Here is a 15,456-nt window from a genome sequence, read left to right as displayed (position 1 = left end):
CCCTGCTGTGCCGAAGCTCAGATCACGTCGCCCGAGTCGCTGGGCGTCCCCGGGTCGGTGCTCTCCGGGGCGCTTGCCGAGGTGCTCGTCTCCACCGGGGCGCTGGTGGGGGCGGGGCCGCTGGCCGAGTCGGAGGTCTCCGGCGAGGACGGCGGCGGGTCCGAGGTCGGCGGCTCACTCGTGGGCGGCTCACTCGTCGGCGGCTCGCTGGTGGGCGGTTCACTCGTCGGCGGCTCGCTCGTGGGCGGCTTGGACGTCGTCGGCGGCTTGGACGTAGAGGACGGCGGCTTCGACGGCGCGTCCGAGGCACCGCCACCCGGCTTCTCCGTCCCGCTCGGGTCATCGGACGGCTCGCCCGGATCCGTCGGCGTCGGGTCGTCCGACGTCCCGTACGTCCCGTCCGGCCCCGGGTCCGTCGGTTCGCTCGTCGTCGCACCGATGTCGCCGGAACCGTCGTCGTCGTTCTCCGCCTTGTCCGCGCCGAGGCTGTCGTCGTCCGCGCCCGGGCTGGCCGACGGGTTGACCCCGACCTGCTCGGACGGCGGGTTGGTGTCCTTGTCGGACGTGGCGCCGAGCGTCACCACCGTGCCGAGCACGGCCACGAGCAGCGCGCCCGCGCCGGCCGCCACGAGGTTGCGCCGGGCGAATCCCCTGAGGCCGCCCCGGGCCTTGTGCGTCGACGAGGACGACGAAGACGAAGCGGTCGACACGGTCGACGAGGACGAGGAAGCCGAGGCCTGGTAGGTGACCAAGGTGGACGTGTCGGCGGGCCGCTGGAGCTGAGGGAACGGCGCCGGGACGCCGCCCGGCGGCGACTGCGACTCCTCGTACCGGGCGTCCGGCACCTCCTCCCCCGCGGTGGCGGCGAGGCCCGGCACGGTGCCCGAGCGGTCGGCCACCAGGGCCAGCGCCCGGCGGCCGGCGACGGTGCCGCGCTTGTCGGCGAGGGCGCCGCGCAGCCCGATGGAGGCCTCCAACTCGGCGCGGGCCCGGTCGAACTGGCCGCCGCACAGCGCGAGGATGCCCAACTCGTGGTGGAAATAGGCTTGTTCCGAGACGTCCCCGGCGAGCCGGGCGGCCTCCGCGCCGGACCGCAGCGCCCGCTCCCAGGCGCTCCAGTGCCCGCCCGCGGCGAACGCGGGCGCCGCCGTGCGGGCCAGCTGCACCGTGGGGCTCTCCTCGCCCTCCGCGGGCGCTGTCGTGGCCGGCACCAGGACGCCGAGGGCGGCCAGCAGGGCGTCCGCCTCCGCGCACACCCGCTCCGGGGTGACCGAGGGATGTCCGGCCCACCAGCCGTAGTGCTGGGCGGCGCTGAGGGCACTGGCCTCGATGTCGTCGGCGTACCCGGCGGCCTCCAGCTGGGTCTGCACACCGGCGGCCAGCCGGTAGCGGGCGCCGACCGGGGAGACCAGCCCGCAGTCGGCCAGCTCGCCGAGCGCGGCGTCCGCGTGGGTGTCGCCGACCAGCGCGGGCAGATGCGCCTGGTGCGGCACCTCGCCGCCGAGCGCGACGGCGAAGCGCAGGGTGGCGCGCGCCGACTCGCTCAGCCGGGCGGCGAGCAGCGGGGCGGGCGCGGCGGCCTCGCCGAGCGACGGCAGCGGTACGTCCTCACCCTCGTCGGCGTCGAAGAGCGCGTCGACCGGCGTATCAAGGGCAGGCGCGTCCGCGAAGACGCCGAACTCGTCGACGGCGTCCACGCCGGCCCGCATCCGGTCGCGCTGCCGCAGCAGGGCTCCGGCCTGGACGAAGCGCAGCGGCAGACCCTCGGACTCGAACCAGAGGTCGCCCGCCCAGTTGGACTCGTCCTCGGTGAGCACGCGGCCCACCGCACGTTCGAGGAGTTCCAGGCCGTCGGCCCGCTCCAGCCCGCTGAGGAAGACTTCCTCGATCGCGGACTCGGTGGACGGGGCGGGCACGTCGGGCGTGGCCGCGATCAGGAAGGCGCACTCGGGGGTGGCGGCCAGCAGTTCGTCCAGCGCGGCGCCGCCGAACTCGATGTCGTCGAGGACGACGACCGCGCCGATCTCCCGGACGTGTCCGAGCAGCTCGTCCCCTTCGGGGCGGTGCAGGGGCGCGTTGTGGACGGCGTAGAAGAGGTCGTACAGCAGATCGCTCGGCGTGCGGTGGAAGCCGTTCAGGTGGATGACGCCGTCGGGTGCGAGGTCCGCGCAGTCCTCGGCGACGACGTCGAGGAGGCTGGTGCGGCCGGAGCCGGCCGGGCCGGTGAGGCGGACGGAGCGGCCGCGGGCGAGCAGCCGTACCAGACGCTCGCGTTCGTCCTGGCGGGCCAGGAGCGGCAGCGTCGGGCGGCCCGGCCCGGGTGGCACGGGCGGCTTGGCGGCGCGGGCCACCTCGGCGCGTTCGGCCGCGCCGAGCTTCTCGGGCCGGCCGGGGCGTTCGCCCGGTGGGCAGGCCTCGATCTCGCTGCCGTCGACGGGGTTGACCGTGAGCAGGTAGTCGCCCGTGACGAGCTGCACCGTGCGGGCGAGCGCGGGCGCGTGGTGTCCGAAGTCGGATGTGAGGGAGTCCCTGGGCGGACGCCGGCCCGGCACATGGCCGTCACCTTCGTGGCCGTACTCCTCAGGTTCCCGGTTGTTCGGGTCCATAGGTTTCAAGCCCCCCAAAAGCGTCGTGTGCCCAATCCGGCCCCTCCCGGCCTGTTGCACACCGCGCTGTCGCTTCTGGTCCGGGCCCGCTCGGTGGGTTGTCAGCAGCGGGCGACCGAACCCTAAACCTTCGCACAGTATCTACGACAGCCCGGGGTACCGCGCCGTCCGAGACGTCACAGTCTCGTGAGGATTGGGCGCGCGTCGTACGATTCGCCGCCCTGTGCCCGGGTCTCTCCCGTCGCCGGGGTCACACCCGATCGTTGTGTCACTTTCGATCGGGCTGTCACATTCGGCCGGGTGTCACACCCGGGGCAGAGACTCCACGCCGATGCCACCCTCGATCGCGAGGATGCGGTGCAGTCTCGTCGCGACGAGCAGGCGCTGCATCTGCGGCGGCACGCCGCGCAGGACCAGCCGTCGGCCGCAGCGGCCGGCCCGCCGGTGTGCCCCCATGATCACCCCGAGTCCGGTGGCGTCCCAGGAGTCCAGCTCGGACAGGTCCAGTACCAGATCGCCGACTCCGTCGTCGACGGCCGAGTGCAGGACCGTACGGGCGTCCGCCGCGCTGCGGACGTCGAGGCGGCCCCCGACGACCAGCTCGGCGTGGTCGCCCCTGATGTGCATATGCGCTCCCCTGTGCGTGCGTGCCGTGCTCCGCGTTGTGGTGCCTTGCCGTGTGTCCGGTGATGCAACCTCTGACGGTGAAGAGCTGTCAGAGGTTGCCGTCTGTAAGCGAACCGATACCGAATTCACCCCAGGGTGTGATGCCCGAGGGGCGTGTGCGGTTTCCGCGCTTGCCTCAGTGCTTGTAAAAGCCCTGCCCGCTCTTGCGCCCGATGTCACCGGCGTCCACCATCCGGCGCATCAGCTCCGGCGGGGCGAACTTCTCGTCCTGGGACTCGGTGTAGATGTTGCTGGTGGCGTGCAGCAGGATGTCGACACCGGTGAGGTCCGCCGTGGCGAGCGGTCCCATGGCGTGGCCGAAGCCCAGCTTGCAGGCGAGGTCGATGTCCTCGGCGGTGGCCACACCCGACTCGTACAGCTTGGCGGCCTCCACGACGAGCGCCGAGATGAGCCGGGTGGTCACGAAGCCGGCCACGTCCCGGTTGACGACGATGCAGGTCTTGCCGACGGACTCGGCGAACTCCCGCGCGGTGGCGAGGGTTTCGTCGCTCGTCTTGTAGCCGCGCACGAGTTCGCAGAGCTGCATCATCGGCACCGGCGAGAAGAAGTGCGTGCCGACGACGCGCTCCGGGCGCTCCGTCACGGCCGCGATCTTGGTGATCGGGATGGCGGAGGTGTTGGAGGCGAGGACGGCGTCGTCCCGCACGAGCTTGTCGAGGGTGCGGAAGATCTCGTGCTTGACTTCCAGCTTCTCGAAGACGGCCTCGACGACGACGTCCGCGTCGGCGGCGGCGTCCAGGTCGGTCGTCGCGGTGATGCGGGCGAGGGCGGCGTCGGCGTCGTGCGCCTCCAGCTTGCCCTTGCCGACGAACTTGTCGTACGAGGCCTTGATGCCGTCGGTGCCACGCCTGAGCGCCTCGTCGGTGACGTCGCGCAGGACGACGTCCCAGCCCGCCTGCGCGGAGACCTGGGCGATACCGGAACCCATGAGTCCGGCGCCGATGACGGCAAGCTTCCGTGCCACTGTGCGACTCCCCATTGAAACGCCTTACACGCTGCTTACGTGTGCCTCTCCGGCGGACCTTAGCGCTCGTGAGGGGCGGTGTGAGCGGTAAGTAATGCGCGTCACGTCTCATCTGACGGACATCACACCGGCAGGGGTCATTCCGGTGCTCGTACGGCGTAGTTGAGCACCTTTTCGCTCAACAACTCCTCCATCTCGTCCAGGAGCACCAGCACCTCGCGCGACACTTCGCTCGGCTTACGACCCTTGACCATCTCGCGTCCGATGATCCCCATGACCGTCTCGTGGACCCAGTTGAGCTGACCGGCGATCAGGGTGGGCAACGGGTCGTCGGCGGGAGAGCCCGTCTCCTCGCGCAGGGTCGCCTCCAGGTTCTCCCGGACCTCCTGCTGGATGCCCCACAGCCGGGAGCGGAGGGGCGGCGCGTCGCGGACGACCCTCATGAAGCGGTCGTAACCCTCCATCAGGCCGACCCGGGGCGAGACCGCCTCGACCTCGTCGCGCAGTTCCCGCAGCACGGCCGCGCCCGCCGACTCCCCCACATCCCGGCCGCGCACCCAGCGCGAGAGCCGGTCGACGACGCCCTTGCCGCGGTCGAGGAAGAGGTCCTCCTTGGCCGGGAAGTAGTTGTAGACGGTGTTCACGGAGACGTCGGCGGCCTCCGCCACGTCCGCGATGGTCACCGTCATGAACCCGTGTTCCAGGAACAGTCCGGTGGCGATGTCCGAGATGCGCTGCCTGGTCTCGCGCTTCTTCCGCTCCCTGAGCCCCTCTGCCATGACCGCATACTAGCTTCGTTGGATCCACTGAAACTTTGGAGCCATTGCAAAATTTAAGAGACTCTGTTTTTCTGAGATCATGGCAATCATCAGTACGGCCGGTCTGGCCCGTACCTTCCGGACGAAGCTCGGCCCGGTCGAGGCCGTGCGCGGCATCGACCTCACCGTCCAGGAAGGCGAGATCCTCGGCTTCCTGGGCCCGAACGGGGCGGGCAAGACGACGACCCTTCGCATGCTGACCACCTTGTTGGCACCCACCGGCGGCACGGCCACCGTCGCCGGCCACGACCTGGCGACCGACCCTGCAGGGGTGCGGCGGGCCTGCGGCTACGTGGCGCAGTCGGGCGGGGTCGACCCACAGATCAGCGTGCGGGAGGAACTGGTCACCCAGGGCCGCCTGTACCGGCTGACGAAGACCCAGGCCGCAGAACGCGCCGAGGAGTTGGCCCGGGACCTCGATCTCACCGAGTTGCTCGACCGCAAGGCCGGCGCGCTCTCCGGCGGTCAGCGCCGCCGCCTCGACATCGCGATGGCGCTCACGCACCGCCCCCGGGTCCTGTTCCTGGACGAGCCCACGACGGGCCTGGACCCCGGCAGCCGCGCCGACCTGTGGGACCTGGTCCGCCGCCTGCGCGACGAGCACGGCACGACCGTCTTCCTGACCACCCACTACCTCGACGAGGCCGACGCACTCTCCGACCGGCTGGTCGTCGTCGACCGGGGCGTGGTCGTGGCGGAGGGCACCCCGAGCGCGCTGAAGCTGAAGTACGGCGGCTCGGTCGACGCGCCCCTCCAGGACACGTTCCTCGCGATCACCGGCCGCAGCGCCGCGCCGGCCGACAAAACTCCCGTAGCCGTATAGGACGTCAGGACCTACAGGACACACGATGCTGTTACACGACACGGCCCTCATCTACGGCCGCTACCTCCGCCAGTCCCTGCGCTCCCGCTTCGCGCTGCTCTTCGGCGTCCTGATGCCGCTGCTGTACCTGTTGTTCTTCGGCCCGCTCCTCACCGACCTGCCGCTCGGCGGGCCGGGCAGCTCCTGGCAGATGCTGGTCCCTGGCCTACTGCTCCAACTCGGCTTGTTCGGGGCGTCGTTCGCGGGCTTCTCCATCATCATCGAGAAGAGTCAGGGCGTGGTGGAGCGCATGCGCGTGACGCCGGTCAGCCGCCTGGCCCTGCTGCTCGGCCGCGTCCTGCGCGACGCCACGGTCTTCGTCTTCCAAGCGGTGCTGCTGGTGCTGGCGGCGATGGCGATGGGTCTGAGGGCGCCCCTCCCCGGCATCCTGATCGGCTTCGCGTTCGTCGCCCTGCTCACGGTCTCGCTGGGCTCACTGTCGTACGCGCTGGCGATGAAGGTCAGCACCCCTACGGAGTTCGGGCCCACGATCAACGCGCTGACCATGCCGTCCATGCTCCTGTCGGGTCTGATGCTCCCGATGACCCTGGGTCCGGCCTGGCTGGACGTCCTGTCGCACGTCATGCCGTTCCGCTATCTGGTGGACGCGGTGCGGGACGCGTATGTGGGCTCGTACACCACGGACACCATGCTGTACGGCGCCGTGGTGGCCGTGGCCTTCGCGGCGCTGGCCGTGACAGTGGGCACACGGGTATTCCGGACGGCCGGGGCGTAATTAGGCTGGCCACATGGTCAATCTGACGCGCATCTACACCAGGACCGGCGACCAGGGCACCACCGCCCTCGGCGACATGAGTCGAGTCGCCAAGACCGACCTGCGGATCTCCGCGTACGCGGACGCCAACGAGGCGAACGCGGTGATCGGCACGGCGATCGCGCTGGGCAATCTGGACCACGAGATCGTCAAGGTCCTCACCCGCGTCCAGAACGATCTGTTCGACGTGGGTGCGGACCTGTCGACGCCGGTGGTCGAGAAGCCGGAGTTCCCGCCCCTGAGGGTCGAGCAGTCCTACGTCGACAAGCTGGAGGCGGACTGCGACCACTTCCTCGAAGGGCTGGAGAAGCTGCGGTCCTTCATCCTGCCTGGTGGGACGCCTGGTGCGGCTCTGCTGCACCAGGCCTGCACGGTCGTACGGCGTGCCGAGCGCTCGACCTGGGCGGCCCTGGAGGTCCACGGTGCCCAAGGAGAAAACGGCAGCATGAACCCCCTCACCGCGACCTACCTCAACCGCCTGTCGGACCTGCTCTTCATCTTGGCTCGGGCCGCGAACAAGGAGGTCGGAGACGTGCTGTGGGTGCCGGGCGGGGAGCGCTGAGGCGTTCCTACCGGTTGCGCGCCGCCTGGTACAGGCCCGTCGCGGCGAGGACGCCGCCGACGCACATCATCACCACGCCGACCTTCGTGAGGGTGACGACCGGGACCTCCACTCCCCCGGTGAACAGCCACAGCACCAGGCCGACCACGAAGGTGACGACCCCCTCCAGCAGGTTCTTCGGTGCCGCGCTCATCGTCGGACACTCTCCTTCGAGGACGTGACCCCAGCCGCGTTCATGCCGTCTCCCGGGTCCTTCTTCGGCCAGATCAGGTAGGCCAGCGCGACCAGGCCATGGATGCCGGCGGTCCTCAGCGCCGCCCACTGGAAGGCCCGCAGGGACGAGACATCGCCGTCGTCACCGACGTACCAGACCGCGGCTTGGAGCAGCGCGCAGGAGACGGCCGCCGCGAGGACCGTACGGAGCCACAGGCGGCCCTCGTGCCGGGCGCGCGGCATGCCGTAGCGAGGCGGCCCCACGGGTTTCGGCGCCCCGCCCAGGCGGTGCGCGGCGTGGCCGTCCAGCCAGCGGATCGTGTAGTGGCCGTACGCGACCGTGAAGCCGATGTAGAGCGCCGCCAGCCCGTGCTCCCAGCCCGGTTCGGCGCCGTTCTTCAGGTCGATCGCCGTCACGACGAACAGGACCAGCTCCAGCACGGGCTCGCACAGCAGCAGGACCACGCTCGTCCGGCGCCACTTCAGCAGGTAGCGGACGGCCAGGCCGAGCGCCAGCAGCACCCAGAAGCCGACTTCACAGGCGATGATCAACGCGACGATCACGGCGTACTCCCTTCGGTCACTGTTCAAGGCTCCCGTCGGGATCGCGTGCGATCGTCGTCGGCGGTGACGAAGTCGCGGTACATCGAAAGATGCAGTCCGGGACCGTTCTAGGGCATCAGGCGTCCGGCGCGCGGGCCGTGTTGGATGGAGTCATGGCCCTGCGACCGCCCCGCGCGCACCGCTTCGACGTGTACGTCGCGCTCGCCGGACTGCTCGGCGGGCTCCTCCTGTGGGGCATCGGCCTGGCCACCCGGCCGGCCGGCGAACCGATCGTGCTCTTCGACGGCCGCTGGCCGGTCCTGGCTCCGCTCACCGTGATGGCCGGCTGCGAGCTGCTGCGGCGGGCCGCCCCGCGCACGGCCCTGCTGATCGGCACGGGCGCGCTGGTCCTGGACACCCTCACCCAGGGCAACCTGGCCACGCTCTTGATGTTCACCGACCTCATGTACGCGGCTGTCCTGTACGGCCCGCCCGCCTCGGCCCACCGCATCCCGCGGATCACCGGGCTGCTGGCGGTGGCCGCGGCGGTGGTGCCGCCTGCGGTGTGGCGCAAGCCGGAGGCGCTGTTGATCGGCGTGGTCATCGGCATCGTGATGTTCGGGCCCGCCGCGACCGGCCTGATCGTCCGCACCCACCGCGACGCCGCCGAAGCCGCCCGCCTGCGTGCCGACCAGACCGCGCTGCTCGCCGAGATGGATCGCGTCCAGGCCGTCGGCACCGAGCGCGCCCGGATGGCCCGCGAGCTGCACGACATGGTCGCCAACCACCTCTCCGCGATCGCCATCCACTCCACGGCCGCCCTCTCCCTCGACGACCCGAAGACCTCCCGGGACGCCCTCGCCGTCATCCGCGAGAACAGCGTCGAGGGCCTGGCCGAGATGCGGCGGCTGATCGGCATCCTGCGCGACAGCAGCGGCGACCTGGAACCCGCCGCGGCCCCGACGCTGGACGGACTCGGCGCCCTGGTCGAGGGCGCCCGCACCAACGGCCTCGACGTCACCCTCGACGCCGACCACGGCCCGCTGCCCGCCCCGGTCGAGCTCGCCGCCTACCGCATCGTGCAGGAGTCCCTCACCAACGCGCTCAAGCACGCCGGCCCCGGCCGCGTCACCGTCACACTCGCCATGGGGGCACCTCCCATGCCCTTAAGGCAATGGGGGAGGGACGGTTCCCTCACCGTCTCCGTGACCAGCCCGTACGGCGACCGGGACGGGCCGCGCGCCCCCGGCTCGGGCGCCGGTCTGGTGGGCATGCGCGAACGGGCCGCGTTACTGGACGGCCGCTTGGAGGCCGGCCCCGAAGACTCGGCCGAGGGCAAGATCTGGGCCGTACGAGCGACCCTCCCCGTCACCGACACCGCCCCAGGAGGCCCCGCATGATCCGCGTCCTCGTCGCCGAGGACCAGTCCGCCGTCCGTGCCGGACTCGTCCTCATCCTGCGCAGCGCACCCGACATCGAGGTGGTCGGCGAGGCGGCGGACGGCGAACAGGCGGTGGAGCTGGCCCGTGAACTGAGGCCCGACCTGGTCCTGATGGACATCCAGATGCCCCGCCTCGACGGCGTCTCCGCGACCCGCCAGGTCGTCTCCGAGAACCTCGCCGACGTGCTCGTCCTGACCACGTTCGACCTCGACGAGTACGTCTTCGGCGCGCTGCGCGCGGGCGCGGCCGGCTTCCTCCTGAAGAACACCGAGGCGCACGGGCTCCTCGACGCGGTCCGTACGGTGGCGCGCGGCGAAGGTCTGATCGCGCCCGCGGTCACCCGCCGTCTGATCGCCGAGTTCGCCGCGAAGCCCGTACGCGAGCCGTCGGCCGACCCGTCCGTCCTCGACTCGCTGACGCGACGGGAACGGGAGGTGCTGGCCTGTCTCGGGGAGGGCCTGTCCAACGCGGACATCGGGGTGCGTCTCGACATGGCGGAGGCCACCGCGAAGACCCACGTCAGCCGCCTCCTGGCGAAGCTCGAACTGCGCAGCCGGGTCCAGGCGGCGGTCCTCGCTCAGGAGTTGGGCCTGTAACAACTGACTACCCCACATCGCTTATTGGTCTGGACCTATTGACCTATGGTCCAGACCTTTCTATTGTCCTGCGCACCTCATCACACTCCCCTAGGAGACGCGGATGCGCCTCGGACACAGACTCGGACTCAGGCACAGACTGGGACACAGAGCCGTGGCAGGGCTCACCACCCTGCTGCTGCCGTTCGCCGCCCTGGTCGGGCTCGCGAGCCCCGCCTCCGCCGCCCCGTCGGCGACCGCCACCTACGCCAAGACCCAGGACTGGGGCTCCGGCTTCGAAGGCAAGTGGACGGTGAAGAACACCGGCACCACGGCCATCAGCTCCTGGACCGTCGAGTGGAACTTCCCCTCCGGCACGTCCGTCACCTCCGCCTGGGACGCCGACGTCACCTCCTCCGGCACCCACTGGACCGCCAAGAACAAGTCCTGGAACGGCACCCTCGCCCCCGGCGCCTCCGTCTCCTTCGGCTTCAACGGCTCGGGCTCCGGCTCGCCCGCCAACTGCAAGCTCAACGGCGGCAGTTGTGACGGCGGCAACGTCCCCGGCGACGCGGCCCCCTCCGCGCCCGGCACCCCGTCCGCCTCCGGCGTCACCAACACCTCGGTGAAGCTCGCCTGGAGCGCTGCCACCGACGACAAGGGCGTCAAGAACTACGACGTCCTGCGCGACGGCGCCAAGGTCGCCACGGTGACGACCACGTCGTACACCGACACCGGTCTGACCGCCGGCACCGACTACTCCTACACCGTCCAGGCCCGCGACACCGCCGACCAGACCGGCCCGGTCAGCCGCGCGCTCAAGGTGCGCACCACCGGCACCACGGAGCCCCCGCCCTCGGGCGCCAAGGTCAAGCTCGGCTACTTCACCGAGTGGGGCGTCTACGGCCGCAACTACCACGTCAAGAACCTGGTGACGTCCGGCTCCGCGCAGAAGATCACCCACATCAACTACGCCTTCGGCAACGTCAAGGACGGCAAGTGCGTCGTCGACGACACCTACGCCGCCTACGACAAGGCCTACACCGCCGACCAGTCCGTCAGCGGCACCGCCGACACCTGGGACCAGCCGCTGCGCGGCAACTTCAACCAGCTGCGCCAGCTCAAGGCCAAGTACCCGCACATCAAGGTGCTGTACTCCTTCGGCGGCTGGACCTACTCCGGCGGCTTCGGCCAGGCCGCCGCCAACCCGGCCGCCTTCGCCGCCTCCTGCAAGGCCGTGGTCGAGGACCCGCGCTGGGCCGACGTCTTCGACGGCATCGACATCGACTGGGAGTACCCGAACGCCTGCGGCCTGACCTGCGACACCTCCGGCCCCGCGGCCTTCAGGAACCTGATGCGGGCACTGCGTTCGGAATTCGGCTCGAACTACCTGGTCACCGCCGCCATCACCGCCGACGGCTCCTCCGGCGGCAAGATCGACGCGGCCGACTACGGCGGCGCCTCGGCCTACGCCGACTGGTACAACGTGATGACGTACGACTACTTCGGCGCCTGGGCGAACACCGGCCCGACCGCCCCGCACTCACCGCTCACCTCGTACCCCGGCATCCCGGCCGCGGGCTTCAACTCCGCCGACGCGATCGCCAAGCTGAAGGCGAAGGGCGTGCCGTCCGCCAAGCTCCTGCTCGGCATCGGCTTCTACGGCCGCGGCTGGACCGGCGTCACCCAGTCCGCCCCCGGCGGCACGGCGACCGGCGCGGCACCCGGCACGTACGAGGCGGGCATCGAGGACTACAAGGTGCTGAAGAGCTCCTGCCCGGCCACCGGCACCGTCGCGGGCACGGCGTACGCGCACTGCGGCAGCAACTGGTGGTCGTACGACACTCCCTCGACGATCGCCGGGAAGATGACCTGGGCCAAGAACCAGGGCCTGGGCGGGGCGTTCTTCTGGGAGTTCAGCGGTGACACCGCGGGTGGCGAGCTGGTGGCCGCCATCAACAACGGCCTGCGATAAGACCGTCAGGCCACATTGACGCGCTGACCGGGCGGGGCTGCCTCCAGCCACGCGAGGAAACCGGTCAGCGCGTCTTCGCTCATCGCGAATTCCAGGCGCGTGCCCCGGTGCAGACAGACGAGGATCACGTGGTCGGACAGCAACGCCAGCTCCTCCTCTCCCTCGGGGACGCGGCGGCCGGCCACCTCGATCGACGCGCGCTCCAGGACGCGGCGCGGGCGAGGGGCGTAGGAGAAGATCCGGTACCACTCGATGCGGTCACCGTTGTAGCGGGAGACGCCGTAGCTCCAGCCCTTGCCACTGGTGTCGGGTTTCTCCGGCACGTCCCAGCGCAGGCTGGAGTCGAAGGTGCCACCGGAGCGCTGGATGAGCCTGCGGCGCAGCCCGAAGACGAACAGTCCCAGCGCCACCAGGACTACGACCAATCCGCACACAGTCAGAGCGAGGACCATCGACACCGACCTCCTCGTCTCCTCGGTAACGGAATGGAAAAATCGCCCACATCTGCCTCAGCCGCGACCGGTACCGGAGAGCTCCGGTTCCAGCCGCGGCTGAGTGACGTCATCGTGCGACGCGCTGATTCAGCGCGCCGCCGCCGCTCGCAGTCGTACGTCCGCGCGACGCTCGGCGAAGGCGTCGCCCTCCGCCTTCGCGCGTTCGAGCTCCCGCTCCGCGCGCTGGACATCGATCTCGTCCGACAGCTCGGCGATCTCGGCCAGCAGCGACAGCTTGTTGTCCGCGAACGAGATGAAACCGCCGTGCACCGCGGCGACGACCGTCCCACCATCACTCGTACGGATGGTCACCGGGCCCGACTCCAGCACACCGAGCAGCGGCTGGTGACCGGGCATGACGCCGATGTCGCCGGACGTGGTGCGCGCGACGACCAGGGTGGCCTCGCCGGACCAGACCTCTCGGTCGGCCGCGACCAGCGCGACGTGCAGCTCAGCAGCCAAGGTGGCTCCTCGGGTCACCACCCGGCGGGTCTGCCGGGTGTTGGTTACAAGTCTAGTAGGCGTGAGAGAGGGGGCGGGACGACCCCCGCCCCCTCATCGAGAGCCGAGGCTCAGGAGACGCCCAGCTCCTTCGCGTTCTTCTTCAGGTCCTCGAGACCACCGCACATGAAGAACGCCTGCTCCGGGAAGTGGTCGTACTCGCCGTCGCAGATCGCGTTGAACGCGGCGATCGACTCCTCCAGCGGCACGTCGGAGCCGTCCACGCCGGTGAACTGCTTGGCGGCGTGGGTGTTCTGGGACAGGAAGCGCTCCACGCGGCGGGCACGCTGGACGACCAGCTTGTCCTCCTCGCTGAGCTCGTCGATACCGAGGATCGCGATGATGTCCTGGAGGTCCTTGTACTTCTGCAGGATCCCCTTGACGCGCATGGCGCACTCGTAGTGGTCCTGCGCGATGTAGCGCGGGTCCAGGATGCGGGACGTGGAGTCCAGCGGGTCCACGGCCGGGTAGATGCCCTTCTCGGAGATCGGACGGGAGAGCACCGTCGTCGCGTCGAGGTGGGCGAAGGTGGTGGCCGGGGCCGGGTCGGTCAGGTCGTCCGCGGGGACGTAGATCGCCTGCATCGAGGTGATCGAGTGACCACGCGTCGAGGTGATCCGCTCCTGCAGCTGACCCATCTCGTCGGCCAGGTTCGGCTGGTAACCCACCGCGGACGGCATACGGCCGAGCAGGGTGGACACCTCGGAACCGGCCTGGGTGAAGCGGAAGATGTTGTCGATGAAGAACAGCACGTCCTGCTTCTGCACATCGCGGAAGTACTCCGCCATGGTCAGACCGGCCAGGGCGACGCGCAGACGGGTGCCCGGGGGCTCGTCCATCTGACCGAAGACCAGGGCGGTCTTGTCCAGAACGCCGGACTCTTCCATCTCCGCGATGAGGTCGTTGCCCTCACGGGTGCGCTCGCCGACGCCCGCGAAGACGGAGACGCCCTCGTGGAGGTTGGCGACACGCATGATCATTTCCTGGATCAGCACGGTCTTGCCGACACCGGCACCACCGAACAGACCGATCTTGCCGCCCTTGACGTACGGGGTCAGCAGGTCGACGACCTTCAGTCCGGTCTCGAACATCTCGGTCTTGGACTCGAGCTGGTCGAAGGCGGGAGCCTTGCGGTGGATGGACCAGCGCTCGCCGTCGTAGGTCTCGTCGACGTTCAGCACCTCACCGAGGGTGTTGAACACCTTGCCCTTGGTGAAGTCGCCGACCGGGACGGTGATGCCCTTGCCCGTGTCGGTCACCGGGGCCTGACGGACCAGGCCGTCGGTGGGCTGCATGGAGATGGCGCGGACCAGGCCGTCGCCCAGGTGCTGGGCGACCTCCATGGTCAGCGTCTTCTTCTCGCCGGCCTTCGCCGGGTCGGAGACCTCGACGTGGAGGGCGTTGTAGATCTCCGGCATCGCGTCGACGGGGAACTCCACGTCGACGACCGGGCCGATGACCCGGGCGACGCGGCCCGTAGCCGTCGCGGTCTCAACAGTGGTGGTCATTTAGTAGTCACTCCCCGCGGTCGCGTCGGCCAGGGCGCTCGCGCCTCCGACGATCTCGCTGATTTCCTGGGTGATTTCGGCCTGGCGGGCCTGGTTGGCAAGCCGGGTGAGGTTCTCGATGAGGTCGCCGGCGTTGTCGGTGGCCGACTTCATCGCGCGCCGCGTGGCGGCGTGCTTCGAAGCGGCCGACTGGAGCAGCGCGTTGTAGATACGGCTCTCCACGTACCGCGGCAGCAGGGCGTCCAGGACGTCCTCCGCCGAGGGCTCGAAGTCGTACAGCGGGAGGATCTCGCCCTTCGGCACCTCCTGCGCGACCTCGTCGAGGCTGAGCGGCAGCAGGCGTGTGTCGAGCGCCGTCTGCGTCATCATCGACACGAACTCGGTGTAGACGATGTGGAGCTCGTCCACGCCGCCGTCCGCCGTCTCCGTCTCGATGGCCTCGATGAGCGGAGCCGCGACCTTCTTGGCGTCCGCGTACGACGGCTGGTCCGTGAACCCGGTCCACGACTCCGCGATCTTGCGCTCACGGAAGTTGTAGTGGGCGACACCGCGCCGGCCGACGATGTAGCTGTCGACCTGCTTGCCCTCGCGCTCCAGGCGCTCGGTCAGCTGCTCCGCCGCCTTGATGGCGTTGGAGTTGAAGGCACCGGCCAGACCACGGTCGCTCGTCAGGAGCAGCACCGCGGACCGGGTGACCGTGTCGGCCTGGGTGGTCAGCGGGTGCTTGGTGTTCGAGCCGGTACCGACCGCCGTGACCGCGCGGGTCAGTTCCTGCGCGTACGGCGTGGACGCCGCCACCTTGCGCTGCGCCTTGACGACGCGCGAGGCGGCGATCATCTCCATCGCCTTGGTGATCTTCTTGGTCGCGGTGACGGATCGGATGCGACGCTTGTAGACCCGGAGCTGGGCTCCCATGAGTCAGGTCCCTTCC

16 protein-coding genes are annotated in these 15,456 nt (G+C 70.0%); 6 read left to right on the top strand and 10 right to left on the bottom strand.

Features of this window, described 5'->3' with window-relative positions:
• Window positions 1-17: 17 nt before the first annotated feature.
• The 4 genes from ABT063_RS38970 to ABT063_RS38955 all read right to left on the bottom strand — a co-directional run bounded on the left by ABT063_RS38970 (window position 18) and on the right by ABT063_RS38955 (window position 5,036).
• Entirely contained in the window at window positions 18-2,606 is a 2,589-nt protein-coding gene (locus ABT063_RS38970; RefSeq protein ID WP_351065405.1) for an ATP-binding protein, read from the bottom strand.
• A 303-nt stretch (window positions 2,607-2,909) separates the two neighbouring features.
• On the bottom strand, window positions 2,910-3,233 hold the full coding sequence (locus tag ABT063_RS38965) for an STAS domain-containing protein (protein ID WP_186284954.1): 324 nt from the start codon (window positions 3,231-3,233) through the stop codon (window positions 2,910-2,912).
• A gap of 175 nt (window positions 3,234-3,408) precedes the next feature.
• Entirely contained in the window at window positions 3,409-4,257 is an 849-nt protein-coding gene (locus tag ABT063_RS38960) for a 3-hydroxyacyl-CoA dehydrogenase family protein (RefSeq protein WP_351065351.1), read from the bottom strand.
• 137 nt (window positions 4,258-4,394) lie between these two features.
• On the bottom strand, window positions 4,395-5,036 hold the full coding sequence (locus tag ABT063_RS38955; RefSeq protein ID WP_351065349.1) for a TetR/AcrR family transcriptional regulator: 642 nt from the start codon (window positions 5,034-5,036) through the stop codon (window positions 4,395-4,397).
• Window positions 5,037-5,115: 79 nt separating this feature from the next.
• Between ABT063_RS38955 and ABT063_RS38950 the strand changes: the two genes are divergently transcribed.
• The 3 genes from ABT063_RS38950 to ABT063_RS38940 are packed head-to-tail and all read left to right on the top strand — an operon-like array spanning window position 5,116 to window position 7,274.
• Window positions 5,116-5,898 (top strand): ABC transporter ATP-binding protein, encoded by a 783-nt coding sequence (locus ABT063_RS38950; RefSeq protein ID WP_351065347.1) that lies wholly within the window; start codon window positions 5,116-5,118, stop codon window positions 5,896-5,898.
• 25 nt (window positions 5,899-5,923) lie between these two features.
• Window positions 5,924-6,673 carry an ABC transporter permease gene (locus ABT063_RS38945; RefSeq protein WP_351065345.1) on the top strand — a complete coding sequence of 250 codons (750 nt, stop codon included), beginning with the start codon at window positions 5,924-5,926 and terminating at the stop codon, window positions 6,671-6,673.
• 13 nt (window positions 6,674-6,686) lie between these two features.
• Complete coding sequence (locus ABT063_RS38940) at window positions 6,687-7,274, top strand: cob(I)yrinic acid a,c-diamide adenosyltransferase (protein ID WP_351065343.1); 588 nt, start codon at window positions 6,687-6,689, stop codon at window positions 7,272-7,274.
• Between the two features lie 7 nt (window positions 7,275-7,281).
• Here ABT063_RS38940 and ABT063_RS38935 read toward each other — a convergent pair whose 3' ends face one another.
• Window positions 7,282-7,467, bottom strand: a complete 186-nt coding sequence (locus ABT063_RS38935; RefSeq protein ID WP_351065341.1) for a DUF5708 family protein — start codon at window positions 7,465-7,467, stop codon at window positions 7,282-7,284.
• Entirely contained in the window at window positions 7,464-8,051 is a 588-nt protein-coding gene (locus tag ABT063_RS38930) for a hypothetical protein (protein WP_351065339.1), read from the bottom strand. The genes ABT063_RS38935 and ABT063_RS38930 overlap by 4 nt, the downstream gene beginning before the upstream one ends.
• A 152-nt stretch (window positions 8,052-8,203) precedes the next feature.
• Here ABT063_RS38930 and ABT063_RS38925 point away from each other — a divergent pair, with 152 nt between their 5' ends.
• The 3 genes from ABT063_RS38925 (at window position 8,204) to ABT063_RS38915 (ending at window position 12,022) form a co-directional block, all read left to right on the top strand.
• A complete protein-coding gene (locus ABT063_RS38925; protein ID WP_351065338.1) occupies window positions 8,204-9,430 on the top strand; it encodes a sensor histidine kinase in 1,227 nt (408 codons plus the stop codon).
• Entirely contained in the window at window positions 9,427-10,068 is a 642-nt protein-coding gene (locus ABT063_RS38920) for a response regulator (RefSeq protein ID WP_351065336.1), read from the top strand. The genes ABT063_RS38925 and ABT063_RS38920 overlap by 4 nt, the downstream gene beginning before the upstream one ends.
• Window positions 10,069-10,171: 103 nt before the next feature.
• Window positions 10,172-12,022: a glycosyl hydrolase family 18 protein gene (locus ABT063_RS38915; RefSeq protein ID WP_351065334.1), complete on the top strand. Its 1,851-nt coding sequence runs from the start codon at window positions 10,172-10,174 to the stop codon at window positions 12,020-12,022.
• 5 nt (window positions 12,023-12,027) lie between these two features.
• Here the strand turns inward: ABT063_RS38915 and ABT063_RS38910 are convergent, their stop codons facing one another.
• From ABT063_RS38910 to ABT063_RS38895, 4 genes are all read right to left on the bottom strand, one after another.
• Window positions 12,028-12,474, bottom strand: coding sequence for a DUF2550 domain-containing protein (locus tag ABT063_RS38910; RefSeq protein ID WP_095750283.1), 447 nt, complete (start codon window positions 12,472-12,474; stop codon window positions 12,028-12,030).
• Window positions 12,475-12,603: 129 nt separating this feature from the next.
• Window positions 12,604-12,978 carry a F0F1 ATP synthase subunit epsilon gene (locus tag ABT063_RS38905; RefSeq protein WP_095750282.1) on the bottom strand — a complete coding sequence of 125 codons (375 nt, stop codon included), beginning with the start codon at window positions 12,976-12,978 and terminating at the stop codon, window positions 12,604-12,606.
• 110 nt (window positions 12,979-13,088) lie between these two features.
• Complete coding sequence (atpD, locus tag ABT063_RS38900; protein WP_351065332.1) at window positions 13,089-14,525, bottom strand: F0F1 ATP synthase subunit beta; 1,437 nt, start codon at window positions 14,523-14,525, stop codon at window positions 13,089-13,091.
• Window positions 14,526-15,440: a F0F1 ATP synthase subunit gamma gene (locus tag ABT063_RS38895; protein WP_351065330.1), complete on the bottom strand. Its 915-nt coding sequence runs from the start codon at window positions 15,438-15,440 to the stop codon at window positions 14,526-14,528.
• Window positions 15,441-15,456 lie beyond the last annotated feature (16 nt).

It is taken from the genome of Streptomyces sp. NPDC002838 (genome assembly GCF_040295365.1).
Lineage (GTDB): Bacteria > Actinomycetota > Actinomycetes > Streptomycetales > Streptomycetaceae > Streptomyces.
Note: the sequence above shows the minus strand (reverse complement) of the source record. Positions and strands in the feature narration are given on the sequence as shown.